Source organism: Fictibacillus sp. UD (assembly GCF_043558025.1).
Taxonomy (GTDB): domain Bacteria; phylum Bacillota; class Bacilli; order Bacillales; family Fictibacillaceae; genus Fictibacillus.
The window spans coordinates 301,173-325,231 of record NZ_JARUHH010000002.1 but is presented as its reverse complement, the minus strand read 5'-3'; the positions used below and the strand labels follow the sequence as shown (position 1 = coordinate 325,231).

At 37.2% G+C, this 24,059-nt stretch carries 30 protein-coding genes and 1 pseudogene; 24 read left to right on the top strand and 7 right to left on the bottom strand.

The features are described from left to right. The first annotated feature begins 51 nt into the window (after positions 1–51). The 8 genes from P8610_RS05295 to P8610_RS05260 all read left to right on the top strand — a co-directional run bounded on the left by P8610_RS05295 (position 52) and on the right by P8610_RS05260 (position 6,255). A complete protein-coding gene (locus P8610_RS05295; RefSeq protein WP_394603404.1) occupies positions 52–513 on the top strand; it encodes a GNAT family N-acetyltransferase in 462 nt (153 codons plus the stop codon). Beyond that, positions 510–794 carry a hypothetical protein gene (locus P8610_RS05290; protein ID WP_394603403.1) on the top strand — a complete coding sequence of 95 codons (285 nt, stop codon included), beginning with the start codon at positions 510–512 and terminating at the stop codon, positions 792–794. Before P8610_RS05295 ends, P8610_RS05290 begins: the two co-directional genes overlap by 4 nt. A 237-nt stretch (positions 795–1,031) precedes the next feature. Further along, positions 1,032–2,378: a S8 family serine peptidase gene (locus P8610_RS05285; RefSeq protein WP_394603402.1), complete on the top strand. Its 1,347-nt coding sequence runs from the start codon at positions 1,032–1,034 to the stop codon at positions 2,376–2,378. 128 nt (positions 2,379–2,506) lie between these two features. Next, positions 2,507–3,331, top strand: a complete 825-nt coding sequence (pheA, locus tag P8610_RS05280; protein WP_394603401.1) for a prephenate dehydratase — start codon at positions 2,507–2,509, stop codon at positions 3,329–3,331. Between the two features lie 208 nt (positions 3,332–3,539). Then, a complete protein-coding gene (locus P8610_RS05275) occupies positions 3,540–4,121 on the top strand; it encodes a histidine phosphatase family protein (RefSeq protein ID WP_394603400.1) in 582 nt (193 codons plus the stop codon). Between the two features lie 15 nt (positions 4,122–4,136). Continuing rightward, on the top strand, positions 4,137–4,892 hold the full coding sequence (locus tag P8610_RS05270; protein ID WP_394603399.1) for a hypothetical protein: 756 nt from the start codon (positions 4,137–4,139) through the stop codon (positions 4,890–4,892). Between the two features lie 132 nt (positions 4,893–5,024). Next, positions 5,025–5,507: an NUDIX hydrolase gene (locus tag P8610_RS05265; RefSeq protein WP_394603398.1), complete on the top strand. Its 483-nt coding sequence runs from the start codon at positions 5,025–5,027 to the stop codon at positions 5,505–5,507. 106 nt (positions 5,508–5,613) lie between these two features. Beyond that, a complete protein-coding gene (locus tag P8610_RS05260; RefSeq protein WP_394603397.1) occupies positions 5,614–6,255 on the top strand; it encodes a YdcF family protein in 642 nt (213 codons plus the stop codon). Positions 6,256–6,357: 102 nt separating this feature from the next. Here P8610_RS05260 and P8610_RS05255 read toward each other — a convergent pair whose 3' ends face one another. Further along, complete coding sequence (locus P8610_RS05255; RefSeq protein ID WP_394603396.1) at positions 6,358–6,720, bottom strand: hypothetical protein; 363 nt, start codon at positions 6,718–6,720, stop codon at positions 6,358–6,360. A 156-nt stretch (positions 6,721–6,876) separates the two neighbouring features. Between P8610_RS05255 and P8610_RS05250 the strand changes: the two genes are divergently transcribed. Together P8610_RS05250 and P8610_RS05245 are read left to right on the top strand one after the other, a co-directional pair. Then, positions 6,877–7,767 carry a hypothetical protein gene (locus tag P8610_RS05250; RefSeq protein WP_394603395.1) on the top strand — a complete coding sequence of 297 codons (891 nt, stop codon included), beginning with the start codon at positions 6,877–6,879 and terminating at the stop codon, positions 7,765–7,767. 65 nt (positions 7,768–7,832) lie between these two features. After that, positions 7,833–8,036 carry a hypothetical protein gene (locus P8610_RS05245; RefSeq protein WP_394603394.1) on the top strand — a complete coding sequence of 68 codons (204 nt, stop codon included), beginning with the start codon at positions 7,833–7,835 and terminating at the stop codon, positions 8,034–8,036. A 321-nt stretch (positions 8,037–8,357) separates the two neighbouring features. Here P8610_RS05245 and P8610_RS05240 read toward each other — a convergent pair whose 3' ends face one another. After that, positions 8,358–9,065, bottom strand: coding sequence for a hypothetical protein (locus tag P8610_RS05240; RefSeq protein ID WP_394603393.1), 708 nt, complete (start codon positions 9,063–9,065; stop codon positions 8,358–8,360). 167 nt (positions 9,066–9,232) lie between these two features. On the opposite strand from P8610_RS05240, the gene P8610_RS05235 reads away from it, so the two are divergent. Further along, complete coding sequence (locus tag P8610_RS05235) at positions 9,233–9,988, top strand: alpha/beta hydrolase (protein WP_394603392.1); 756 nt, start codon at positions 9,233–9,235, stop codon at positions 9,986–9,988. 212 nt (positions 9,989–10,200) lie between these two features. Here the strand turns inward: P8610_RS05235 and P8610_RS05230 are convergent, their stop codons facing one another. Both P8610_RS05230 and P8610_RS05225 read right to left on the bottom strand, forming a co-directional pair. Beyond that, a complete protein-coding gene (locus tag P8610_RS05230; RefSeq protein WP_394603391.1) occupies positions 10,201–10,938 on the bottom strand; it encodes a DUF4386 domain-containing protein in 738 nt (245 codons plus the stop codon). A 146-nt stretch (positions 10,939–11,084) separates the two neighbouring features. Continuing rightward, positions 11,085–11,438, bottom strand: a pseudogene (locus P8610_RS05225) (IS1595 family transposase); the annotation flags it as partial. 91 nt (positions 11,439–11,529) lie between these two features. On the opposite strand from P8610_RS05225, the gene P8610_RS05220 reads away from it, so the two are divergent. Beyond that, positions 11,530–12,336: a sporulation protein gene (locus P8610_RS05220; protein WP_394603390.1), complete on the top strand. Its 807-nt coding sequence runs from the start codon at positions 11,530–11,532 to the stop codon at positions 12,334–12,336. A gap of 108 nt (positions 12,337–12,444) precedes the next feature. Here the strand turns inward: P8610_RS05220 and P8610_RS05215 are convergent, their stop codons facing one another. After that, entirely contained in the window at positions 12,445–13,098 is a 654-nt protein-coding gene (locus tag P8610_RS05215; RefSeq protein WP_394603605.1) for a DsbA family oxidoreductase, read from the bottom strand. A 249-nt stretch (positions 13,099–13,347) separates the two neighbouring features. Between P8610_RS05215 and P8610_RS05210 the strand changes: the two genes are divergently transcribed. The 9 genes from P8610_RS05210 to P8610_RS05170 all read left to right on the top strand — a co-directional run bounded on the left by P8610_RS05210 (position 13,348) and on the right by P8610_RS05170 (position 20,035). Continuing rightward, a complete protein-coding gene (locus tag P8610_RS05210; protein WP_394603389.1) occupies positions 13,348–13,713 on the top strand; it encodes a hypothetical protein in 366 nt (121 codons plus the stop codon). Positions 13,714–14,002: 289 nt separating this feature from the next. Then, complete coding sequence (locus P8610_RS05205) at positions 14,003–14,695, top strand: response regulator transcription factor (RefSeq protein WP_394603388.1); 693 nt, start codon at positions 14,003–14,005, stop codon at positions 14,693–14,695. After that, positions 14,673–16,877 (top strand): sensor histidine kinase, encoded by a 2,205-nt coding sequence (locus P8610_RS05200; RefSeq protein WP_394603387.1) that lies wholly within the window; start codon positions 14,673–14,675, stop codon positions 16,875–16,877. The genes P8610_RS05205 and P8610_RS05200 overlap by 23 nt, the downstream gene beginning before the upstream one ends. Then, positions 16,874–17,011: a hypothetical protein gene (locus P8610_RS05195; protein ID WP_394603386.1), complete on the top strand. Its 138-nt coding sequence runs from the start codon at positions 16,874–16,876 to the stop codon at positions 17,009–17,011. Before P8610_RS05200 ends, P8610_RS05195 begins: the two co-directional genes overlap by 4 nt. Before the next feature lie 176 nt (positions 17,012–17,187). Next, the gene (locus P8610_RS05190; RefSeq protein ID WP_394603385.1) at positions 17,188–18,006 is read left to right on the top strand and encodes an STAS domain-containing protein; all 819 of its coding nucleotides are present in this window, start codon (positions 17,188–17,190) and stop codon (positions 18,004–18,006) included. Positions 18,007–18,091: 85 nt separating this feature from the next. Next, positions 18,092–18,547, top strand: coding sequence for a hypothetical protein (locus tag P8610_RS05185; protein ID WP_394603384.1), 456 nt, complete (start codon positions 18,092–18,094; stop codon positions 18,545–18,547). 201 nt (positions 18,548–18,748) lie between these two features. Then, positions 18,749–19,264 carry a DUF695 domain-containing protein gene (locus P8610_RS05180; RefSeq protein ID WP_394603383.1) on the top strand — a complete coding sequence of 172 codons (516 nt, stop codon included), beginning with the start codon at positions 18,749–18,751 and terminating at the stop codon, positions 19,262–19,264. A 15-nt stretch (positions 19,265–19,279) separates the two neighbouring features. After that, the gene (locus P8610_RS05175; protein WP_394603382.1) at positions 19,280–19,513 is read left to right on the top strand and encodes a ribonuclease E inhibitor RraB; all 234 of its coding nucleotides are present in this window, start codon (positions 19,280–19,282) and stop codon (positions 19,511–19,513) included. A gap of 6 nt (positions 19,514–19,519) precedes the next feature. Next, the gene (locus P8610_RS05170; RefSeq protein ID WP_394603381.1) at positions 19,520–20,035 is read left to right on the top strand and encodes a DUF2199 domain-containing protein; all 516 of its coding nucleotides are present in this window, start codon (positions 19,520–19,522) and stop codon (positions 20,033–20,035) included. A 63-nt stretch (positions 20,036–20,098) separates the two neighbouring features. Here P8610_RS05170 and P8610_RS05165 read toward each other — a convergent pair whose 3' ends face one another. Next, entirely contained in the window at positions 20,099–21,085 is a 987-nt protein-coding gene (locus P8610_RS05165; protein WP_394603380.1) for a Gfo/Idh/MocA family protein, read from the bottom strand. A 177-nt stretch (positions 21,086–21,262) separates the two neighbouring features. Here P8610_RS05165 and P8610_RS05160 point away from each other — a divergent pair, with 177 nt between their 5' ends. Both P8610_RS05160 and P8610_RS05155 read left to right on the top strand, forming a co-directional pair. Beyond that, positions 21,263–21,406, top strand: coding sequence for a hypothetical protein (locus P8610_RS05160; RefSeq protein WP_289496343.1), 144 nt, complete (start codon positions 21,263–21,265; stop codon positions 21,404–21,406). An 853-nt stretch (positions 21,407–22,259) separates the two neighbouring features. After that, positions 22,260–22,748 carry a hypothetical protein gene (locus P8610_RS05155; RefSeq protein WP_394603378.1) on the top strand — a complete coding sequence of 163 codons (489 nt, stop codon included), beginning with the start codon at positions 22,260–22,262 and terminating at the stop codon, positions 22,746–22,748. Positions 22,749–22,770: 22 nt separating this feature from the next. On the opposite strand, the gene P8610_RS05150 is transcribed toward P8610_RS05155, so the two are convergent. Continuing rightward, positions 22,771–22,980, bottom strand: coding sequence for a hypothetical protein (locus tag P8610_RS05150; protein ID WP_394603377.1), 210 nt, complete (start codon positions 22,978–22,980; stop codon positions 22,771–22,773). Between the two features lie 110 nt (positions 22,981–23,090). Here P8610_RS05150 and P8610_RS05145 point away from each other — a divergent pair, with 110 nt between their 5' ends. Continuing rightward, positions 23,091–23,906 carry an alpha/beta fold hydrolase gene (locus tag P8610_RS05145; protein WP_394603376.1) on the top strand — a complete coding sequence of 272 codons (816 nt, stop codon included), beginning with the start codon at positions 23,091–23,093 and terminating at the stop codon, positions 23,904–23,906. Positions 23,907–24,059 lie beyond the last annotated feature (153 nt).

Sequence of the window (24,059 nt, the reverse complement as noted above, 5' to 3'; positions counted from 1 at the left end):
ATTTAAATTTTTCCAAAGAGTAAAAGGTTTGAATGATAGGAGAGATACTTGTTGAGAATAGTTGAAGTACAACAGCGAAAAGATTTGTTTGATAAGGCAGTAAATGTTTTTTGGAAACAGTGGGGAAGCGAACAAAACTACAAGTTTTATGAAAACTGCATGATTCATTCTTGCCAAACAAAGGATGAATTACCGAGGTTTTATATTGCATTAATTGAAGAAGAAATTGTAGGAACTTATGCATTGCTTAGGAATGATCTTAACAGCCGCCAAGATCTATACCCATGGTTTGCCTGTTTGTATGTGAATCCAGAATATAGAGGAAAAGAAATCGGTTCACAATTACTTCAGCATGCTATTGAAGAAACTGCGCGAAAAGGATTTGGAAATCTTTATCTTAGTACGGATCTGGAAGGGTATTATGAAAAGTACGGCTGGACGCATGTTGGAGAAGTATATGGAGTTGATGGCGGGTCGTTAAAAATCTATACAAAGTCAAGTAATAGGGAGTGACCACCATTCTAAACGCATTAATAGAATTCATAAGCAACTTGTTTTCTAATACAGGATATAAGGACACACTTGATACGCAAAAGATTGATCGTCATATAGAGATTTTAAAAGAGTACGATTGGTTTAAGCGTATATATGAACAAGAAAAGTATCACCGTTTATTCTTTATAAACCGTCACGTTAGAGGCTTAGAAAGTAAGGCTCGGGTTAATAAAATGATTCAAAAGCCAGAAGCTCAACAGAAGTTTATTAACCTTCTTGAAAAGCAGCTTAAAAATTAAAAGTCCTACTAAAGTAACCTTCTCAGTTGAGAAGGTTGTTTTTATTATGCCAGAAAAGTAATTTTAGAAAAATTATTCATATCTAATAATAGTTTAGTATGTTTACAATAACGAGACTTTGGTTGTGGGTATAATGAATTATTATTAACAGAATATAAATAATGTTCTGAAAATGAATTGTAAATATATGAAAAATAATTATAATAAAATATAGAATACAAGAGAGGAATGATCTTCATGAAAAGTAAATTTATGGCTAGTGCCCTTGCACTAACACTTGGGGCTTCCGTCGCATTAAGTGGCTCCCCATTTTTAGCAAAGGCAGAAGTAGGGCAAGAGAAGAAGTACATAGTTATTTTTAAGGATCAAGCGAAGTTGCCGACAAATTTTGGAGCTGACATTTCTAAAGCTGGAGGCCAGATTGAAGCGAAACTGGACAAGCTTGGTGCGGTAGAGGTCGTTTCTACTAATCCAAACTTCCTATCTCAAATTAAGAAATCGAGCACAGTACTAGATGCAGGAGTACAAAACATCGTTTACCCTGAAACAGCAGCTATTGAAGCTCAGGCAATGGTTACTGAAGCTGCAACAGGTGCAGATTTGTACGAAACATTACAATGGGATATTAAGCAAGTTACAGGAGACGGAGCTTCATGGAAACTTCCTGGCGGCACTGGTAAATCAGTAGATGGAAATGACATCGTTGTAGGTGTTATTGATACAGGAATTGATTATAACCATCCAGATTTAAAAGACAATTATGCATACGGAAAGTCATTCGTTCCAGGATATAAGGATGCAATTGACGAAAATGGACATGGAACACACGTTGCAGGATCAATTGCCGCTAAAGGCCGTACAATGGGTGTAGGTCCAGATTTAAAAGTAGCAGCTTATCGCGTATTCGGTCCAACAGGTGGAGCGGAAACGTCTCATATCGCTGAAGCATTAATGACAGCAGCGGATGACAATGTTGATGTTGTAAACATGTCTCTTGGAGGATATGACTGGTTCCAAAATCCTGATTATGCAACTAAAGATACGGTAGCAGATGTTCGTTTGTTTAACCGAGCGATTCAATACGCAATTCAAAAAGGTGTGACGGTAGTTGGATCTGCTGGAAACAATGCAGTGGATATCAGTTCTCCAGGAAAATTGTCTGGAGATGACAATGGTGCAACTCACCGTAGTCCGAGTAGTCAATCGTTGATTCGAGTATCTGCAGGCGGACAGCTTAAGAATTTAGCATTCTACTCCAACTATGGTGTTGGGAAAATCGATGTAATGGCGCCAGGTGGAGACCTTGGTCCTAACTATGACCCTGTAACTAAAACGGGTAGAGATAACACTTATCTTTGCTTAGCTACAGTTCCTGGCGGATATGCTTATTATGGTGGAACTTCTATGGCTGCACCGAAAACAGCTGCACTTGCAGGCGTAATTATCGCACAGCACGGTAAAGACAAGCTTTCACCAGCACAAGTAAAACACGTTATTCAATCTTCTTCTGAAGATGTGTTCAAACGTGGGTATGATGGGGAAGCAGGATTCGGCTTAATTAATGCGGTTAATGCGTTGAAATAAAACAATAGGTGTAGGAGAAACGGAGCTATCTTAATAGTTCCGTTTTTTCTTTTTCTATTAAAAAGTTGGTGAATCCCATCAATCGTTGTATACTGATATGAAAAACAAAAGGCAGGCGTTCTCTCGTAATGAAAGTAGCATATTTAGGTCCACAAGGAAGTTTCTCGGAAGAAGCTGCCTTTCGATATTTTGCTGATCAACAGAACGATTGGCATAAGTGTGATTCGATAGTAGATGTTCTCGAAGCGGTTGAAGAAGGGATTGCTGATAAAGGGATAGTTCCTATTGAAAACTCGATTGAAGGCACGATTAACATCACAGCAGACGGTCTGCTCAGGCATGATCTTTTTGTTGAAGCAGAAATCATCTTTCCAGTTTCTTTGCACCTCCTTACCTTAAAAGGAGCTAGCTTGGATGAGATACGTGAAGTATGGTCGATTGTTCCAGCTCTCGCTCAGTGCAGGGATTTTATAAGAGAATCCAAAGTGAAAAGCAGGCAGTATGACAGTACGTCTGCCGCCGCACAAGCTGTGAAAAATCAAGAACGAAAAGATGTAGCGGCGATCGCCTCAAAATATGCAGCCGAGGTGTTCGACTTACAAATTACAAAAAGCGGCATTCAAGACAACGATAATAACCACACGCGTTTTGTGGTGATCAGCAAAGAAAACACAGAAGTTAGTGAAATTAAAACAAAAACAATGCTGCTGATCTCTCCGACAGAAGATTATTCGGGTGTATTATCTTCCATACTGAACGTCTTTACGGCGCTATCAATCAACTTAACGTGGATTGAATCGCGCCCAACGAAGAAACAATTAGGAACGTATCACTTTTTTGTAGAAGCGCAAAACGGTTTACATGAAGAGAAGATGAACAAAGCGATTACAATTCTGCAGGCTTTCGGACACGATGTTCGTGTGTTAGGGAGTTACAATACGACAAAGCTGTGAGTGAAGCAATCTATTAAGTTAACAGAAGATCTAAATGTTCATAAAAGCAGTGCGATTCGTAAATGAATTCGCACTGCTTTTTAGATAATTCCTAGAAGTGGCTGGGTGGATAGCATAGTACTGTATCTATCTTCCATTAAAGGTATAATTAGTTGGTAATAACAATCTTGTTCTTCCTGAATTTATAAACTAGTGGAGGAAATAAATGATGAGTACGTATGTTTATATGGTAAGACACGGTGAATCGCCAAAAGAAGGAAATGAGAGAACAAGGGGATTAACTCAAAAAGGTTATTTAGATTCTAATATAATAACTGACATTTTGAAATGTGAAAACATTAATGTAGTTGTTTCAAGCCCCTATAGACGTTCCATTTTAACGGTCAAACATTTAGCTGAACAAATAGGGCAAGAAGTATTAGTATATGAAGATTTAAAAGAAAAGAAATTCTCTTATGACGGTAATCGGATTTCTGATAAGCAATTAGTTCCACTATTGGAGAAATCGTTTAAGGAATCAGATTTTGCATTAGAAGGCGGAGAATCCAATGATGATTGTCAAAAAAGGGCTATTAAAGTTTTAAAAGAGCTATTAGAAAAATTTCGTGATAAGAAAATAGTAATAGGTTCTCACGGGGCTGTTATGACGTTGATGATGGGTTATTTTGATAGCACTTATGACTTGAATTTTTTACATAGTACATCAAAACCTGATATTTATAGAATGGAATTTAAAGAAATGAATTTAGTGAATGTTAAAAGACTATGGTCTGTTAATGAAAGGAAATAAAGGCGGTGAATAATTGTGAATCCATCATCAGAAATTCTTAGAACCTGGCGTAAATTCGATGATTTTCCGATGGAAACGTTAACGAAGGCTTGGTATTTTCATAAAGGTACACACAGAAAACAAAGAGACGTTTCACTCATGAAAGAACATCGGAAACAGTATGGTATTACAGGTAATTGCTTTGATCTTGCCCTCTGGTTACTCGATGAGTTTAAGAAAGACGGGATTACAGCTTTTCCAATCGGTTCTCAATTTCATACAGAACATGCACATGTGGCCGTTGTTGCGCTAGACGATAAGGGCAATCGTTTTTTGTGCGATTTAGGTGACCAATGGCTGTGCCCTATTTTGGTTGAAACCCAAAGTGAAAATTACACAAATTATAGGTTAAGAGGCTTTTTTCCGGGAGCTGAAATTCAAGTCCAACCTGAAAAGAACAATATGGTGGAAATCCTTTATCATAGACCAAATGGTAAAACTTCTAAACAAGTATTTGATCTTAATCCAATTGAAATGAATGATTTTTTGCGCGGGGCAGAGTATTCACAAAATCTTATAGGTCCGAAGCCACTATTTGAATGCAGAGTTCCTCATAAAGGAGAGACCGCTCACTGGGAATTTTACAATTGGGAGAGTTTCTTAAGTACCAATAACGGGTTACATAAAGAGGATCAAACAGAGGCAATCAGTCATTGGGTAGATGTAATCCATCAAAAGGCGAATTATAACAAGGAATTTTTATTTGACGCTTTAAGTAAATATAAGAAATAGGAGCAGCTATCTTATCTAGGATAGCTGTTTTTCTTATCATGAAACTATCATTTGGTTGTTATGGGAAAAAATACTAATTGTAGGTATGATGAAATAGGATGATAGAAATACAATTTATCGGAGGTTAGGATTATGGCGATGCCAACACATATTGTAGCAGTAGGCGGACTTGTTGAGGATGATAAAGGAAACATTTTATTGGTAAAAACACATCATAACGGCTGGGTGTTTCCGGGAGGGCAGGTTGAAGCGGGAGAAAACTTAATGGATGCTCTCGTTCGAGAAGTGAAAGAAGAGAGCGGGATCGACGTCACCGTTTCACATTTAACTGGCGTATATTCAAACACAGCTCAATACAAATGGCACGATGGCGTAACAGACATTCCGACGAAAGTGATGTTCGACTTTGTTTGTAAGCCAGTGGGAGGAGAACTTGGCGTGTCAGACGAAACAACGGACAGCCGCTGGGTGGCGAAAGATGAAGTGCTCGACATGCTTACAGGTGAGGCTTACCACACACGTTATCTGGATTATTTGAACAAAGAAGGACAAGTTCACTATAAGGAATATGTTACGAAGCCGGATTTTGAGGTGAAGTTAGAGAGAACCGTATAGTGAAACGACGTCAGCACCGGCCATTTGTCAAATAGCCTTGTTTAGACTTAATTCGTGTGGGTATAGATTAGGAAAAAACAACTAGTAACAACTGAAGGAGGGCTACATGCTCATTTCATCTCTTGATTCAACAGATCTGACACGAGAACAAATCACAAACTTGTTATTTACCAACTTATCTGATGATGGGAAGTGTGGCGACTGCATACTCGTGTTCGGAGGTAAGAGTATGTACCGAATTAAAAAGGCTGCGGACTTATTTTTAGCAAATCGAGCACCTTTCATCTTGATTTCCGGCTCATCCGCCAGGTGGGATAAAGAAATTACTGAGGCCGAATGGATGAAAGAGCATCTCGTTAGGATGGGAGTGCCTGAGGAAAAGATCATCTTAGAACAAGAAGCAACTAACACCACGGAAAACGTGATTGGCTCTGCCTACGTTTTACAAAGAAAGTTTGGTCTCCAAAACATAAACAGAATACTGGTTGTGAGTTCGCCTTATCACATGAAAAGATGTTCACTCACGCTTAAAACGTATATGCCTAGCTGGATTCAGTACACGTACTGCTCAGATGACAGACCGTATGGACAAAGGGATAATTGGTGGAAGGAGCCAACTGAAGAGAGTAGAGTGTTGAAGGAGGTATCTTCTCTTATCAAATATGTCCGAAGAGGAATCCTTCAGGATGATTCTCTTGAGAACGAACATTATAAATCCGAATTTAAAAATATGAATCTAAAAAATTGATAGCCTACTATAATCATGGTTACGAGAAGAATAAAATAAAATGCTCAGGGACGCTTAATCAGTGATCCTTGAGCATTTTTTGCTTTACCATGAAAAAATAAATTAGTAAGCGGGCGATCCCATCGTCAAATTTCCGTTTTCTAGATCAATTGAAAACCACCATCCTGAACGAGGTGATTTTTTTGCAGAGTCATCCGCTTCAATACAAGCGATTTGCTTGCCGTTTAAATACCAAAAATGATAATGCTCTGGAGGTGGTGTCTTAAATTTGAGACGGCCTTCCAAATCAAATCCATACAAATAGTCAATTTTTAATGAATCCCTCGTTAAAACTAATACTCTATTTTCTTTTGAAAGAACATGAACAGTTTCTACTTTTCCCAATAATTCTTCTATGTTACTTTTCACGGTTTGCGAATCTTTATCGTATGCAAAATGAAAGAAATCATCTATTCCAAAGAACATCATTTCATCTCCAATGCCAGAATATCTTTACTTTATTATAAACCAAGTTGAAATGCATCAGAAAAGTTAGACTGCAATAGTTATCGTTATTTTGCAGGGATTCAGTGACCACATATAGAAGATGGAGGCATAAGTTGTTGCGAGGGAGACAGTTAAATGAAAGAAACATTTACAATGTTTTGGGATAGACTGGTTAGTTACGTGAATCCCGTTTGGGAAAGGATGCAACACAACAAAGATAAGATTTATTATGTCGTTATTATGGTATTTTTTATTGTTGGAGTTATTTATGCTGTAAAAGGATATTACTATAATCAATCATTAGCAGCTGTTAAAGATGGTAATGATCTTATGGGGAGGATTTTCAGCCCTTTTATACTTGCTGTCTTAAGATTTGTCCTAGTCATGTTATTAGGCATTTTTGTAGCTATGAACTTAATAGCAAATCCGCTCAAGCGTATAAAAGTCATGCAGTTTGAAGTAGAATTTGCAGAACTAGCAAAGGTTCAAGAAAAACAGCTAAACCAATTCCATTTTATCTCGAGTGTATTAAGACAAAACGATTATTTTATAAAGAAATTTAAGAACTCTGATGATATTCCCTATGAGCCCGTTTTAAGGGAGTTGCTTATGAAATATGAAGAGTTCTTTGACACTGAACTCCAAATTAGCCTCTCAACTCAAGTCTTAGAATACCAGGAACAAAAAGATTCTTTCTTGTCTCCAGAGTATAATCGATTGACCACCTTACTTATGGATGAACTGGATTCAGGAGCCCTCACAAAAATTCATACAAGAAAGAAAATGTTCGGTGAAACTCACTTTATGCTTGCTGCTAGAAGAGAATTAGTTGGCGATTACATAGTGTTAATAGAAAGTAAAGATCACATTTTTACGGATTACGATAAAGAAGTGCTGAATGGTATTTTCGAATATAGCAAAATTATTACAGATAGCATTATGCTATTGTCTGTAAACGAACTTGATTCAGATGAGCTTTATCTATTAAAAGAGACTATAAACGCACCAGAGGATGATAAGTACTAGACACGTCTAATCGTTTGCACCTGCTTGAAAATGGGTATAAAATGTATATAAAGGAGTGTTGAAGAATGAAGACTTTATCAAAACCTGCTCCGCAAATGATAGGAAAACCTACAAAAAAAACAAAGCTAACTAAAGAACAATATAGAGATCTATTATTACGCAGCTATGCGGAAAATAATAACTTTGAATTTGATATTAATAAAGTAAAGGTGTCTAAAAATGATCCTGTTGTTAGTACGGTTAACAATATTTTGACATCAATGAAATGAAAAAAGCCCTATATTCTAGGGCTTTTTTTTATAGGTATTAGAGAAGGGGCTAGATGTTTAATCGTTTCCATTGGGGAAGAAAAAGAAATCTTTTCTATCTTAAAATCTGAGTGTTCGAAATGACTCAGTCTTTTTAAAAGTTGCTCTTTGTATTGATTTTTTGTAAGTTTCATTGCCAACACCTCTATAACTTGATACTTAATCTTATGTTGTTTGAAATGGATGTATGAAAGATTGTTCTTTAAATAAACTTCATATATGTAGCATGGTCATTATTTTTCACTTTTAAAACCCTTTTTCTCTTAGACAACTTCTAACAATCTACCTCTTTTCAATTCTCCATATTAAATTTTCAGGTTTGTCCTTTTCAAGAAATGTCAGCGTATAAACCTTTTTATAATCCTTATCTGCAAACTCGACTTTATGATTCAGCTTCCAAATAAGACTGCCGTAATCACTAAAAAGATCCTGTTCATACCTGTTTTCAACAGAGAAGAGCTTTTCAGTATTAATGACATCTCCATTTCTTTTCTTTATCTCCAGATAAACATCAATACTCTTTACCTCATGATGACAAAGTATGGTGCACATGTATTTTCGATTAGGGCTGCTCTTCTTCAAAAGGGGATAGATGTTTTCATATTTTGTCTTTTTAATCGTGTTATATATTTCTTCAAAAACAGGTAGATCCCAATTCAATTCTTGAGCAGCTAGTATCATCCCTTTATGTACAATATCGAGTGCGTGTTCTTTCTTTTCCAGATCAGAGGGATTCGCTAAAATGGCTTCAACATCTGTCTCAACATAAACAGGTAAGTAGTTAAATGTGATAGGATCATATGCATCGATTTGCTCTTTGTGTTCCATACTCTTAATACAAAAAATCTGAATCCCCTTATATTCTTTTCCGTTTAGTTTTTTGGGCAATAGGCGGCTATATAAAAAAGCGATACATCTTGTTTCATGAAAAAACGTCCAGTTCAATTTCCTGTTCTTTGGAACATACAATTCAATATCTTTAATAATCATGTCCAATCTCCCTTTAAAAATGTCCTGCGTTTGTATGAAGAATTCCGTTTATCTCTATCTTATAATTCCTAGTAATATTACTCTATTAAAATGTTTTCTTTAGCAGGGTAATGAACTCACTTCATTGAACTATACATTAAGCAGTAAGATAGATTGGAGGTATTAGAATGACAGAAAATTATCCAGTTATTGAAAATGCTCAACCTTTCTATTTCGAGGGGAACAACGTGGGGATATTAATCTCACATGGTTTTACAGGTTCAACACAAAGTATGCGTCCACTAGGTGAAGCCTACGCTAAAGAGGGTTATACGGTTTGCGGTCCGAGGCTTAAGGGGCACGGTACACATTATGAAGATATGGAAAAGACTACTTATAACGATTGGATTGCTTCTGTTGAAGAAGGTTATCATTGGCTCAAAAAGCGTTGCGACACGATTTTTGTTACGGGTCTCTCTATGGGAGGTACACTCGCGTTATACTTAGCGGAAACCTATCCAGACATCCTTGCGATTATCCCAATAAATGCGGCGATTGATATTCCAGACTTGGAAGCTATGCAACAATCGAATGACAGGTTTTTAGATGCAATTGGATCTGATTTAAAAAATCCTGAAGTAACTGAACTCGCATATGACAAAACGCCGGTTCAATCAGTAGGAGAAATTGTAGAGTTGATGAAAAAAGTAAAAAACAATCTCCACTCTATCACTTGTCCTGCGTTAATTTTGGTTTCAACAGAAGATCATGTTGTACCGCCAAATAACTCTAAAGTCATTTATGATTCGATTGCATCTTCTGAAAAAGAGATCTTGGAATTGAAGAACAGCTATCACGTCGCTACCCTCGATTACGATCAGCAACTCATTATTGATAGATCTCTGCTATTTATCGAGGAGATTCTTAATCGAGCAAAAGTCTAAAGCGTAATAATTAATCTTCCTAAAAAACTAGCATCCTCTCATGTTTAAATGAGAGGATGTATTTACGTTTCACTTATATTTTTTTCGCTGTGTTAGCGTTTAATGTTGATTTGTTACTATTAATTTAGGCTGCCATAAAATGACAGCCTAATTGTTTTTATTAAACTAACGTATGATTTAGTTGAACAAGCACTTACTTCGATTGAATCATTTTACATTTTAAAATTTGGCTTGTTAATCTCTTCAACCTTTACACCCTTAAACAGAAGCCAGAAAGCTATTGATAGCTCTCCAATCACACCAGGTATGGCGACAATCAGTAGGAATATCGTTTTGTAGTCTGTATAGTTTGGTAGAAGAAAATGTGCAATACTATCTATTAAATATCCAGCAGATGAAATGATTAAGAAAATACCAATTATTCTTGGTATGTATCCTCCTGACTTGATTATTACATAACCAACGACAAACAAATGAAATCCAAAAAATACTAATCCAATAAGCCATCCATTGTTAAACGCATCAATCTGTAACATCACCTGAGCGTTTAACTGTTCTGTTGTGAATGCCGCCAAGTATTCAGCATCACTTAAAAGCTTCAATGCGTTCAAAAAATGATACAAGGCAAATCCAAAAATGGCGGTGTATACCAACCTAAACCACGCCGCGAGCATTGCAAGATTATTACGAACGGGTTTGAGTAGAACATATAATGCCCAAGCTACCAGCACATCAAGTATAAGCACAATAACAAAGCTAATAAATCCACTTCGGAATAACATCTCATTGTTTATGATGTTATTAACAGTTGTTGCAGCGTCATCTGTTTTGATAAGACCATTAATAACTGAAACATTTGTGAACATAGCAAGTATAGCCATTAGTAAAAGCCCGAACCCTGCGACTCTAGAATAATAGGATTGTGACGCTTGAGTGTTACGGTTTGTCATTTCTACCACCTCCTAATTTTACTCCAGACAGTCAAAGTTGATTTATTTATTTTTACTAAACTATGTAAGTTTTCATAATTTTATTCTATAAGGGGAAGCTGAACCCTTTTTAACTAACCTGCCTGTTAGTCGAACAAGAAATATGTTTACATCGTTAATCTAGATAACCTAAGTGTATCATGCGTTTCCAAATTTTGTATTAAATTCCCTTTGATTATTAAGTCTTTTATATTAACGACATTTCTTTGGTGATGGATGGCTTCTAGTACCTGAAACCAGGTAAGATAATTGTTTAGATACTTGGTTGCAACACCCTTAAATCGTTGTATCCATCCTTTTAGTCTACTGTGATAGCTGTTGACGTTCAGGATGTGATAAATCCCTCTAGTACGGATCTTACTATCTGATTAGAATTAATAAATAACTATGCCCTTTTCAGCAGAATAGGTTTTAAAGGCACGCCAAGAATCGGTACATAAAACGTTTTTAATGGAAAGTTTAACGTCATAAAGTAGAGTTTGCGGTGTTTTTAGCCGAAACTAATTACATCTCTTATCGTAAGCAAAAATAAGGGAGTAGGAGGAGAATTCAATGATTAAACAAATACTATCAAGTATTATGGTTGGGCTGGTTAGGGTTGATACTATCATTAATACTTCAGCATTCATACCCGGTGAATTTGTAAATGGGGAAGTCATTCTCTATGGCGGAAATAAGCCTAAAAGGATTGAAAGAATAAAGCATTCTCTTGTAAAGACATATAATTTTGGAAATGAAAACATTCATTATCCGTTCTTTAGTCATGAGATTTTTGTAGGTAAAGAAATAGCAAAGGATGAAGAAAGGCGTATTGCCTTTCATTTTAAGCTGCCTGAAAATCTTCCAATTCCTCTTTATGAAAAAGAACTTTGGCTGAAAACAGATGTAGAGATACCTAAAACATTAGATCCTGAAGATAAAGATTATGTTCAAGTAAAGATGCATCCTTTCATGGAATCTTGTATGAAGACATTTCAGGATGAATTAGAGTTTTCAGTAAATGTCCGAGAAGCCTTAATGGAGAAACAGATTATAAAAATTGATAAGAAAGAATTTGCATCGGTCTTGAATGCGAGACAACACATGTTTTTACAATCGGTAAGATTTAAGCCGACGCATATTTATAAAGATAAGTATGAAAGAATTGAGATTTTCTTTGATATCACAACTGAGTCCATAGATCTCTATATGTACGTAATTTTTAAATCAGCCTTTAGTAAAATCAATAGCAACCCTCTAAACTATGTTCTATTAAAACTGCCTAAAGAGATTAGTCATGACCAGAGTGAAGTATCTAAAAGGATCACAGCATTTTTAGAGAATTTAAAGAAAACCGATATTAAAGACTATGTATATTAGCAGGCGTCTGAGGTATCCTATATGGCTTCATAAAAAATACTCAGGGATACACTTAACCCTGAGTATTTTTGCATTTTTTATTTGGTTCTTTTGCTTTACACAGCCGAACTACTTCTCAGGAATTTCACACCCATCATCATCACAAATCGCTCCGTCTTGTTCATTCAAAACAGTTATCTGATCCTCCGCAATGACTTTGTTCAGTGCTTGAACAAACACCTCCGTCGGCTGTGCGCCGGTTAAGGCGTATTTCTTGTTCAGAAGGAAGAACGGAACGCCTGTAATGCCAAGCTGCTGTCCTGTTTGCTCATCAGCTCGGACTACGTCTGCCATCTCATCGCTTGCGAGCATTTTTGCCACTTCATCTCGGTTCAGTCCAACTTCTTCTGCAAGTTCTGTTAATGTTTCATGATCCCCAATATGCTTCGATTCCGTAAAGTACGCATGCAGAATCCGTTCGGTCATCTCTTTCATTTTACCGTGCTTTTTAGCAAACATCGTTAAACGGTGCGCATCAAAAGTATTGGTTAAAATCATCGTATCAAACTGAAAATCTAACCCGACTTGTTTTGCCGTTTGAACCATGTTCTGAGTGTTGGCTTTCGCGGTATCTAAACTCATCCCATATTTTTTAGCTAGCTTTTCGTAAATATTTTCTTTTACATCACGTTCCAATGTAGGATCCAATTCAAAGCAGCGATACGTTACCTCGATCGGATGGTCAATCTGTTTGATAGCATCCTCCAGACGCTTTTTGCCAATATAGCAGAATGGTCAAGCGAAGTCTGTCCACATTTCAATATGCAACATCGTCAATCCCTCCAAAACTTGTTATCTTCTATAGTATAGAAGGTAAGCGGGAAATTTACACGTGGTTTGATTGTGGGACTCCGATCACATGGAAGAAAAAGGATTAAACGAGTAATGAAAAGAATAATTATTAAGTTGAGATCTATTTCCTAAATTCAGCTCGATTGTGAGCTATAGAGATTACATGAAGGAGAAACTTTCATGAAAAAATGGGTGAAATACAATATAACCATATCACTGCTAGTGGTAGGTGTATTTTTATTTGGTAGATTTTATGAGCCATTACCTGTAAAGTTCGTTTCTAAAAAAGAAGTATTGATGTTGGTAAATCAAGCGAATGGAAAAATCGTTAAAATACCTTCGTATTATCAGGGTTATCAATGGTATATCTCAACAAAGGAAAAAGCGGATGAAAACGTGATACACTTAATGAATGGTAAAGGGTGGTCCTACGTAAAAAAAGACGAAACCTCATATGCTTTCGAAGGTATTCAGGGTAATATCTCAGTTATCAGTGAGGTATGGAATGAAAAATATATCATTTTTCATTTTCCGGAAGGGATCTGATTTATTGTTATTCAGAAGTGAATCTTACAAATCTTTATTTAGCTTCACATAATGTTAAACTAATATATTTTAAAAAGACAAAACCACTTTGCTAAAAATAACTTTTACGTTTAAACAATAGGGTGCCTATCTGTAACAGGATAAGCGCCTTTTTTTTCGTGCACCCGACCAACTTGAAACTTAAGAAAGTCTTAAGATTTTTGCTAGGTAATTGTAAAGGAATGCCGTGTAGAATGAAGGTAATTTCAAATATATACCATGCTATAATGCAGAAGGGAGAGTGAGAAACATGAATGAGTTTTCAGTGCTGGTTGTAGATGATGAGAAAGAGATACGAGACGCTATTGAAATCTATCTGAAAAACGAAGGATTAACCGTTGTGCAGGCAAGAGACGGTATTGAAGCGATTGAGATGCTGGATATGCACCAAATCCATCTGATTGTCATGGACGTTATGATGCCAAAACTAGATGGCATCTCCACCACATTTAAAATACGCGAACAAAAAAATATCCCCATTATCATACTAAGTGCAAAGAGTGAAGATACCGATAAAGTGCTGGGGCTGCAGATTGGCGCCGATGATTATGTGACAAAGCCTTTTAATCCGTTGGAGCTGATCGCCCGCGTGAAGTCTCAGCTTCGGAGATACGTCACACTCGGTACATATGAAGGAAAGACGGAGCTCATCAATCTGAACGGACTCACACTCGATAAGGAAGCGAAGGAAGTTGCGGTTAACGGTGAATCTGTAAAATTAACGCCGATTGAATATAAGATCGTGGAGCTGTTGATGTGTAATCCAGGAAGAGTGTTTTCCATAACAGACATTTACGAGCGGGTATGGAAAGAACCGAGTTATAACGCGGAAAATACAGTTGCCGTTCATATTCGTAAAATCAGAGAGAAGATTGAGATTGACCCGAAAAATCCGAGGTATTTAAAGGTGGTATGGGGAATTGGATACAAGATGGAAAAGTAGAACAAAAATAACGGTGTGGATTGTGTTGTTGACCATTGGACTTAGCGGCATTCTATCCATCTTAGACAATGGCCATTGGTACGTGAATAAAGATTATTTTCATACAGAAGATTTCGACATGCAGTTGAATGAATACATCGAATACGTTTCTGTTGCCGATATCAATCATACTTCTGAACAAGAATTGAAGAGCAACATTAAAGTGACAAAAGAAGATATTGAGGAGCATCGTACGCGCTATGGTACTTTATCCGATCAAGTTTCGAACCTGAGAGATCAGTATCAGGGTAGAATTGATGATGCTAAAGGAGCAGACAATGAAAACGTAGTAAAGCTCTATGAAGAAGAAAGAGATCAGAAGATTAACGATATTATGGAAAACTTTAAGAGCGATGAACATGTTAAAGCAAAGGTAATGAAAGAAAAGGAAAAACAAATTGACGCATTTCTTAATAAAAGAGAAAAATTCATTGCCAATTACGATCAGAATTTGCTGATTTATGATTACTATCTGGAAGATGTGAAAACAGGAGAGGTATTTACAAATGTTAAGAATGTCAATCGTGCGAAAGATCTAGAGAAGTCATCTAATCTGTTTACGAAACACTATTCATCAACAGGAAATGGTTCGCTGCAAGTATATGGTCCTTATTCATTTTTAAATTATCCAGAGAACGAATTAGTAGCTCCAAAACCAAGATTGCTTCAAGGTGTCATTACGATACCCAATTCCGCTTCTACAGGAAACTGGATCACAGAGCAAAAGAATGACTTTGAAATCAGACAAACTTTTTTTTATGCAACGTCTATCATCAGTTTGTTCGCTATTGTCCTTTTATTGTTATGGGCCAAGAAGATGCATCCTCTACAGGTGATTGCGGCTTCTGAAAAACGAAATCTATATAAAGCCATTCCAATCGATATTAAGCTTGGGAGTCTGTTGCTTTCTATTTTCTTCATGATTGTGGCACTATTTGCGAATGCACAGAATTACGTTTACTTCTCGTATATGTATAGCAGCGGAATCATCGAATTTTTGTTCGCGGTTCTTATGACTGGGATAACACTTGTACAACTCGTATGGATCTATCGTGAGGTTGGCCAGAAACACTTGTATAAAGAAGCATTTCTGTTAAAAATGTCACGCTGGTTTTACCGATTAGGATCAGAGGCCTTTTACAACAGAAGTGTTGGAATTCAGATTCTGCTACTTCTTATCGTAATCTTTTTATCGGGATTTGGTGCTGGGGTTGTGTTCATGTATCCTATCCATTTCCCGCTCTATGTGATTTTGTTTATGGTTTTCACCATACCGGTTCTGATTTATCTTTTTAAACGAATCGGATACCTTAACAAGATCATTCAGCATTCCAAAGAGCTTGCGGCAGGACAAATGGAACAAGACCTGCCTCACAAGGGGAATTCAGCATTGGCGCTGCTCGCAGGAAACTTGAATGTATTGAAACACGGTGTGAAAACCTCAAAAAGAGCTGAGGCAAAAAGTGAACGATTAAAAACCGAGCTAATCACAAACGTAAGTCATGATCTGCGTACACCGTTAACCTCAATCATCACGTATACAGAACTCATGAAGTCACAAGAGTTAACAAAAGAGGACCATGATGCCTATTTGGAAATCATTGACCGCAAATCGAAGCGATTGAAAATCTTGATCGATGATTTGTTTGAAGTATCCAAAATGGCAAGCGGCAATCTTGAACTCACAAAACAACGGGTAGATATCGTTCAGCTGCTTCAGCAAGCGATGGCCGAATACAACGAAACGATTAAAGAATCTTCGTTAGTTTTTCGATCGTCAGAACCTGCTAAACCACTTTTTGCGTATGTGGATGGGCAGAAGATGTGGCGCGTTTTTGATAATCTAATAGGGAACGTTCTAAAATATTCGATGGACAACACAAGAGTCTATGTTTCGGTGGCACATGTGAACCAGAAAGTACAGATCTCTTTTAAAAATGTTTCTAAATATGAACTAGGCGGAAATATTGAAGAATTGTTTGAACGGTTCAAACGAGGGGATACGTCTCGCCATACAGATGGATCAGGCTTAGGCCTTGCCATTGCCAAATCCATCGTTGACCTTCATGAAGGAACCATGGATATTGATGTAGACGGCGACTTGTTCAAAGTCACGATTGAATTGGATGCGATGGAATCATGAAAATGAACAGAAAGCTGTTTATCGGCATTACCATCGTACTATATAGTATATTTGGATTTGCGGGGAATGCGGGGAGTCCTCATATGAAAGAAACGAGCAACTTCCCACAAATCTCTGAAACTACTAACGAATAAAGCAAATTTCGCGATTGGGTGCATTTCTTCATAAAGAAGAAGTGCACTTTTTTAAATGGAATAAAAAATATTTAACTCTTTTAACAGTTTTAATTACCAAGTTTCTGTTCGTTTTTTTCTAATAATGGTACAATAGTAGTAGAAATTTCTAAATCATATTAATAGGAGTGAACACGATGGCTTTAACCTTGGAGAAGGATTATATTAATTATTTTACAAATAACAGAGACGAGTTCCAAGAATCATTATTAAGTGAAGCCCGAAATGTTCGTGGGAAAATTGAAGAAATACTGTTGATCGGTAACATCGATTTGTTATCCAATGCCCATAAACTTGTGATGTACACCATCCAAGGAAAAGACAGCGAATTAGAAGAATTTGCAAAAATAGAAGGTGTATCGTGGGCATCACATAGCCTCACGCTAGCATTTAAACTTGAATGGGTACAAGCGATCCGAAGAACCATCTGGAAATATCTGCAGGAATTCAATAAAATGAATCACATTGAAGTAGAAGCTGAAGGATTTTTTAACACGGAAAGAGAAATTAATGACCGCATAGATAAGTTTTTAAACGGATTATTCTTAAGTTATTCTGAGTACAAAGATAAGCTGATTGAGTCCCAGAAAGCAATCGTTGAAAATCTTTCTGTTCCTATCATTCCGATCACAGCAACGGTTTGTGTACTTCCTCTAATAGGGAATATTGATACTTATCGAACAGACACGATTGAAGAGAAAGTGCTTATGGAAATCAGCAGACTTCGCATCGGAACACTAGTCATTGATCTATCGGGAATTGCTCAAATGGAGACAGAAGTGATCGAACACCTGATGAAAGTAATCGAAGGTGCGAACATGATGGGCTGTGAGTGTGTCATTACAGGTCTGCGTCCAGAAATCGTACGCAAAGTAACAAGCATCGGATTAACATTTGAAAGTAAAGCAAAGACAAAAGCTACTCTTCAGCAAGCTTTAGAAGATTATCTTAGATAGATTAACGCAATAAGCCGCAACGGAATTTGTTGCGGTTTTTTTTAAGAAGGATGATTCTATTTTTGCTGCATAATAGAGGTGTTTTATGAAAAGGTATGAAAAAATGTTAATTGCAATTCATGAAAAAGATTTTAATTGCTACTCAAACAAAGGAGACTGGCTTTTCATTGCAAATCACAAAGACACAAAAAAAGGGCTTTTCCGATTGCCGAACTATATCCACTTCTTTGTTTCAATCAATGAGCAGCGAATGCCCTCTGAAATCGGTGTAGTAAAGAATGTAAATGGTGGAATTACAGCAAAAGAACTAGCCGAACGCGACTATAAAAGCAGAAATAAAGACTTAAAGCTTCTTACTGATAAAGCGATCAAAGAATATGATTGGTTTTTAGAAAGAGTAAATGCTCAGCTCCAACATACGCCAATGGCTGTAACTTGGCTTGAAAAAACATTCCCTAGAAAAGAGAAAGAAATGAGGGTGCATAAAAAGTTCTTTACAGGTTTAACAAAAGAAGAAAAGAAAGAACTGTTTGAAAGCTAATACCAATTAAATATTAGTTGGGTGCGTTGATCCATGAAGGATTAACGCTTCTTTTTATTGAACAAATTTAGCAGAATTGTTTTAGATGAATTCAAAGAGTTTGCAATAAAGCCAACCGCTGCTAACGTGTGAAAAATAGTAATATATATGCATAGTTTTAATATCGGTCCATTTCTATACTAAGGATAAGGAGGAGAGATCATGTCTGATAACTGGAACTTTTATATGGATGAGTTGGAAGAACACTTGGCTTCATTTGTTGTAGATCTGGACGTAACGGAAGAGGTAAATGTAAAAAAATATAAATGGTTATTCTCAGTAAGTATTGCTATTAAAAATCCAACAGAGCTAGGTTTCCCTGAGGAACAAGAAGATGAACTCATTGGTGAGTGGGAATATAATCTGATGGAAAGGTTGAATGATGAAGATATCATTCAAGTCGGACGGCTGACAACGAACGGCACACGTGAATTTTTTTATTATGCGAAGAAAGAGAAACATTCCAAAATCATTGAGCAACATGCACTAGCTATCTTTGAAAAGAATGGATATAAAACGGAAATTTCATATATTGAAGAAGAGGAACCGTGGTCATTTTATTACGAATTCCTATACCCTAACACCTATCAATTTCAACATATGTCGAACCGTGAATTAGTAGAGGTACTAGAAAACGAGAAAGATCATCTAGAAGAACCTCGGAAAATTGAACATTAGATAGAGTTTGAAACCTTGGATGAATTAAAATCTTTTGAACAAGACATCCAAAAAGAAGGCTTCAAGACAGAAAACCTAGAACAGGAAAAAAACGAAGATGGTACATACAGCATCACCATTTCGCGTGAAGATGGTGTGGATTATCCCTTAATTGACGATGTGACTGATTTAATTATAGAAATCGCACAAAACCATAATGGTGAATATGACGGATGGGAATCTCCGGTTATTTTAAGTAAGAGGGGATAATAAAGAATGACGGATGTTATAGAAGGATACATATGCAACTGCTGCGGGAAATATCATGATGAACTGCCCTTAAACTATGGAAGCCCTGCTCCTATTTATTACGAAGAAGCTACAAGAAGAGAACGTAAAAAGCGTTTTGAAATAAATGATGATCTATGTGTTATGGATGGTGAACACTTCTTTATTCGTGGCTGTATGGAGATACCCGTCATAGGATCAGATGAACCCTTTGTTTGGGGTGTATGGGTCTCACTCAGCGAGGAGAATTTCGCACTCACTTTAGAGCATTGGGATGATCCTGAAAGTGAAAAGCTAGAGCCCATGTTTGGATGGTTATCCACGGCACTTCCTTTGTATCCTGATACAATCAATCTAAAAACCTATGTGCATACCCGTTCTGTAGATCTACGTCCCTATATAGAGCTCGAGCCTACAGATCACCCACTTTCAATTGAACAAAGAGAAGGAATTAAGATTGATCGGGTTAAAGAAATTGCTCAATTTTTTTGTAAGCATAAGTAGGTAGTATTGAATTGATATATTTTATTGAGAAAACGACCAGACATGAAATCTGGTCGTTACGTCTTATTTCTGATCTGCCGGATACACCAATCCAACTTGATTGCGGGCTTCATCCATGATCTTCATCACAGCGAGGGAATTGCTATGGGAGTTTACCTTTGACTCCAGCTCTCCACGCTGAATCAACTCAATAAATTCTTTTGCTTCGTAATACATCTTCGGCTTGTCTTGCTTCACCGTAATGTCTTCTGTACGTCCATCACGATAACGGATCTCGATCTTCGTCATGTCCTGAATGTGGTCAATCAGGATACTTCCGTTCTCTCCTTGAATTTCAGACGGTACGTACGAGTTTGAGATCTTTGAATACATCACAACTGCTTCTTTGTCGCTGTAGTTTAAGAGAATGCTGCCTTCACCGTCTACTCCAGACTCCAGCAAATACGCGTTAGCTTTCACTTCATCAGGCTCTCCAAAAAGAACAACCATCGGGTACAAACAATAGATGCCGATATCCATTAGTGATCCGTTTGAGAATTCTAGTCTGAACGCGTTCAATATCGTTCCTTCCTTATACTTATCATAACGAGATGAGTACTGACACGAGTTCGCAAAATAACGGCGGACTGTTCCGATCTTATGTAGGTTTTCCTGAATGCTCTTAAAGTTCGGCGTCACCGTGGAACGCATCGCTTCCATCAATAGCACGTTGTTTTCTTTTGCGACAGAGATCATTTTTTCAACTTCAGCAGCGTTCGACGCAATTGGTTTTTCACAGATCACATGCTTGCCATGCTTCATGAGCGTTATCGCTTGGTCGGCATGAAACGAGTTCGGGCTCGCAATGTAGACGGCATCAATGACAGAACTTGCTGCCATTTCCTCCACATCGGTAAACGTATGCTCTGCACCATTTTTCTCAGCAAATTCCTTCGCTTTTTCTTCTGTACGAGAGTAAACCGCACTTAATGTAAAACTCTCCACTTCACGGGCTGCAGAAATAAAGCTTTCTGTAATCCAGTTTGTTCCGATCACTCCAAAATTCAACATTCAACATCCTTTCCCATCTGTAGGCAAAAACCTGCAGCTTTCATAGTATGTATTCTACTCCTATAGTCATGTTTTAGACAAATAATGAGGACTGTCGCACTATTTTTGTTGAAAAAGGTTTCTTAAGATAATATACGGGGTAAAGATAGAACAAAACCTGGTAAGGAGGGATGAGTTATGCTTACTATGACAAACCATGAACAGCTAACAACAAAGCCTTTAGATTTGCCAGTACCACGATTCGTGCTAAAAGAACAATCACTCGTTGATCAAGAAAAACGTAAACCAGAATTCGAACTTACGTCGTTGAATCCGAAATAATAGACACTATACATGAAGAAAGCGAAGATCTTAGGGGATCTTCGCTTTTTTGTGCTGTATTATTTTTGTATGGATTGTCTACGTGAAGAAGCCTTTCCTCTTTTCCTTGGCTTATCGGCATTGTTCCATGCACCGCTTCTCTTTTTGCCACTGACCTGGGCAAGTGCTAGGGACATGAGCGAGCATGTCAGGCTAATCATGAATGGGGTAGTGTGCATACTTTTGTTTTTTCATAACCACTCCGCGACGATATCTCCGCTAAAGCGGCCTGTGAGAAGACCGGTTGGAATGAGTAGCACCATTGATATTCCAAATATGATGTATGCGATGAGCCTTTGGTTCTCCTGCTTTCTTAACAATGTAATAAAACGAGGTCCGATGAAAAAGAGAAAGAATGTCAAAAACCACACGCCCCATAAAAACACCCACACACCCATACATATTGATTTGCTTTCAGCCCTGGTACTAGACACAACAAAGAAGTTACGACATCCGTGACCGTTATATAAGTCGCTATGAGTTTTTTTGAATAATTCCTTTTTTTGATTCTTTGGGACACGTAGATTGCGTAAAAAAGTAATATGAAATTCGTGATGACGTAAATAGATATGTAAAAAGGCGTAATAGGATCGACCATTACACCAAAAAGACCGAAGAACAGTGGAAAGAATAATAGCATATAAGGTTCACGTGGATGGGTCTTCTTCATCGTTATCCTCCAACAACTAATAGATACCTATAGTTTAGCACGGATAGCATCATGGATTATATAAAAACAGGAAAAGTTTGGTTTATTACCCTTTAATTAGGGTATCAAAAAATAAAACCAAAAAATGATCCATGAGGTGAAGAGATGAAGAGAATGGCTTTGTTATTAGCAGCACTGTGTTTGATGCTTTTAGGCGGTTGTAATTTGTTGATGGAAGATGACTTTAACGCGTATTTAGATGATCGCAACAAGCTGATCAATAAAGAGATCAAAGCATTTGAAGAAGCGAAAGAGAATTTTGCGGCGATGATGGAAGATCCGAACGCCAAAGAACAGGTACAGAAAAGCATCGAGAAGTATGAAGCGTTAGTAAAAGAAGCGGAGAGCATGAACTTTGATAAACTGGAAGACTTGAATAAGTCTCAGGAAAACTTCATAAAAGCGATTCAGTCAAATGCAGAAGGATTGAGACTGAGTTTATCTGCTTTTGAAAAACAAGATACAAAGCTTGATGAGGAGTCGTATGCGAAATTCCAAGAAGCGCAAAACTTTGGGAAGAAAAGCGAAACAGAACTAGAGAAGTTTGCAGAAGACAATGATTTCACGTTGGAAGAAACAAAAACAAATGAGTAATAAGAAAAGAGCTGAAAGGGAATCAGCTCTTTTTTCGCGTCTTTTTATCTTGTTGCTTCGCTTCCTGAATGATGGTGTACAGATACAAGCCACCATGACCACCAGCAACACCAATTGGTAGAACAATGTAAGGGGTAAATGCGCGGTCGTGATAACCGAACATGTACAAAATGCCATAACAGATGACCATCGTCATAACGCCAAACACTAATTTAATGAGAAATGCTTTCAAAACAGTCGCTCCTTAAACCTTATTGAGTGCATTCATTTTAACATACCTTTTCTTGCAGGATATACAGTCTTTTTACCGAACGGAATGAATAGAAAAAGGAGTGGTGAATCTTGCCTTATTGTAAAGTCGAGAAAGCAAACATGTATTATGAAGAAATCGGATCGGGAACACCAATCATAATCATTCATGGATTCACGCTAGACCACCGTGCGATGAAAGGGTGTATGGAGCCCGTCTTCCAAGAAAGGGAAGGGTACAAAAGAATTTATATTGACCTTCCTGGGATGGGTCAGACCAAGGATTATGATGATGTCGCCAATACAGATGATATGCTGGAGACTGTTATTGAATGTATTGATGCACTATTACCAAATCAATCTTTCTTGATCGCAGGCTATTCGTATGGTGGTTATCTGACAAGGGGCGTTATCGCGAGAATGGGTGAACGGGTGTTAGGTGCAGCGTTTATTTGCCCGGTCATAATAGCTGAAAAGGGAAAACGAACACTGCCGGAGCACAAGGTCATACATAGAGATGAAACGTTTTTAGCAACACTTAATGCGGAAGAGAAGGAATTCTTTGAGAACAATTTTGTCGTGTTGAATGAAAACACCTGGAATAGAGCAATGGATGAGCTCGTCGTAGGCATGGAAGCAGCTGATCAATCTTTTCTTGAAAGAATACAGAATGCATATGGGTATTCTTTTGAAGTAGATGAAGGGAATCTTGCAAATCCTAGTCTATTTATAGTAGGGAGACAAGACAACGTAGTAGGGTATAAGAATGCGTTTGACATACTTTATAAATATCCGAGAGCTGCGTTCTCCATAGTGGATACGGCAGGGCATAATTTGCAGATCGAGCAGGGTGAGCTTTTTAATGTGCATTTTGGTGAGTGGTTAGTGCGGACAATGAAGGTTGTATAAAAGTTATTTTAAAATAAATGCGACTTTAATCCTCTATTTTTAGAAAAATAGAGGATTTTGTCTTTATTTGTAAAAATATACTTAAAACATAATAAATATTTATTATAAGTACATTGAACTAAAAAATGGATGGGAGGAAGAAAGAAAGTATGT

Excerpts from the sequence above, each read along its gene's own strand:
- P8610_RS05285 (WP_394603402.1), top strand. The coding sequence starts at position 1,032 with ATGAAAAGTAAATTTATGGCTAGTGCCCTTGCACTAACACTTGGGGCT.
- pheA (WP_394603401.1), top strand. The coding sequence starts at position 2,507 with ATGAAAGTAGCATATTTAGGTCCACAAGGAAGTTTCTCGGAAGAAGCT.
- P8610_RS05275 (WP_394603400.1), top strand. The coding sequence starts at position 3,540 with ATGAGTACGTATGTTTATATGGTAAGACACGGTGAATCGCCAAAAGAA.
- P8610_RS05265 (WP_394603398.1), top strand. The coding sequence starts at position 5,025 with ATGGCGATGCCAACACATATTGTAGCAGTAGGCGGACTTGTTGAGGAT.
- P8610_RS05260 (WP_394603397.1), top strand. The coding sequence starts at position 5,614 with ATGCTCATTTCATCTCTTGATTCAACAGATCTGACACGAGAACAAATC.
- P8610_RS05255 (WP_394603396.1), bottom strand. The coding sequence starts at position 6,720 with ATGTTCTTTGGAATAGATGATTTCTTTCATTTTGCATACGATAAAGAT.
- P8610_RS05250 (WP_394603395.1), top strand. The coding sequence starts at position 6,877 with ATGAAAGAAACATTTACAATGTTTTGGGATAGACTGGTTAGTTACGTG.
- P8610_RS05245 (WP_394603394.1), top strand. The coding sequence starts at position 7,833 with ATGAAGACTTTATCAAAACCTGCTCCGCAAATGATAGGAAAACCTACA.
- P8610_RS05240 (WP_394603393.1), bottom strand. The coding sequence starts at position 9,065 with ATGATTATTAAAGATATTGAATTGTATGTTCCAAAGAACAGGAAATTG.
- P8610_RS05235 (WP_394603392.1), top strand. The coding sequence starts at position 9,233 with ATGACAGAAAATTATCCAGTTATTGAAAATGCTCAACCTTTCTATTTC.
- P8610_RS05230 (WP_394603391.1), bottom strand. The coding sequence starts at position 10,938 with ATGACAAACCGTAACACTCAAGCGTCACAATCCTATTATTCTAGAGTC.
- P8610_RS05220 (WP_394603390.1), top strand. The coding sequence starts at position 11,530 with ATGATTAAACAAATACTATCAAGTATTATGGTTGGGCTGGTTAGGGTT.
- P8610_RS05210 (WP_394603389.1), top strand. The coding sequence starts at position 13,348 with ATGAAAAAATGGGTGAAATACAATATAACCATATCACTGCTAGTGGTA.
- P8610_RS05205 (WP_394603388.1), top strand. The coding sequence starts at position 14,003 with ATGAATGAGTTTTCAGTGCTGGTTGTAGATGATGAGAAAGAGATACGA.
- P8610_RS05195 (WP_394603386.1), top strand. The coding sequence starts at position 16,874 with ATGAAAATGAACAGAAAGCTGTTTATCGGCATTACCATCGTACTATAT.
- P8610_RS05190 (WP_394603385.1), top strand. The coding sequence starts at position 17,188 with ATGGCTTTAACCTTGGAGAAGGATTATATTAATTATTTTACAAATAAC.
- P8610_RS05185 (WP_394603384.1), top strand. The coding sequence starts at position 18,092 with ATGAAAAGGTATGAAAAAATGTTAATTGCAATTCATGAAAAAGATTTT.
- P8610_RS05180 (WP_394603383.1), top strand. The coding sequence starts at position 18,749 with ATGTCTGATAACTGGAACTTTTATATGGATGAGTTGGAAGAACACTTG.
- P8610_RS05170 (WP_394603381.1), top strand. The coding sequence starts at position 19,520 with ATGACGGATGTTATAGAAGGATACATATGCAACTGCTGCGGGAAATAT.
- P8610_RS05165 (WP_394603380.1), bottom strand. The coding sequence starts at position 21,085 with ATGTTGAATTTTGGAGTGATCGGAACAAACTGGATTACAGAAAGCTTT.
- P8610_RS05160 (WP_289496343.1), top strand. The coding sequence starts at position 21,263 with ATGCTTACTATGACAAACCATGAACAGCTAACAACAAAGCCTTTAGAT.
- P8610_RS05155 (WP_394603378.1), top strand. The coding sequence starts at position 22,260 with ATGAAGAGAATGGCTTTGTTATTAGCAGCACTGTGTTTGATGCTTTTA.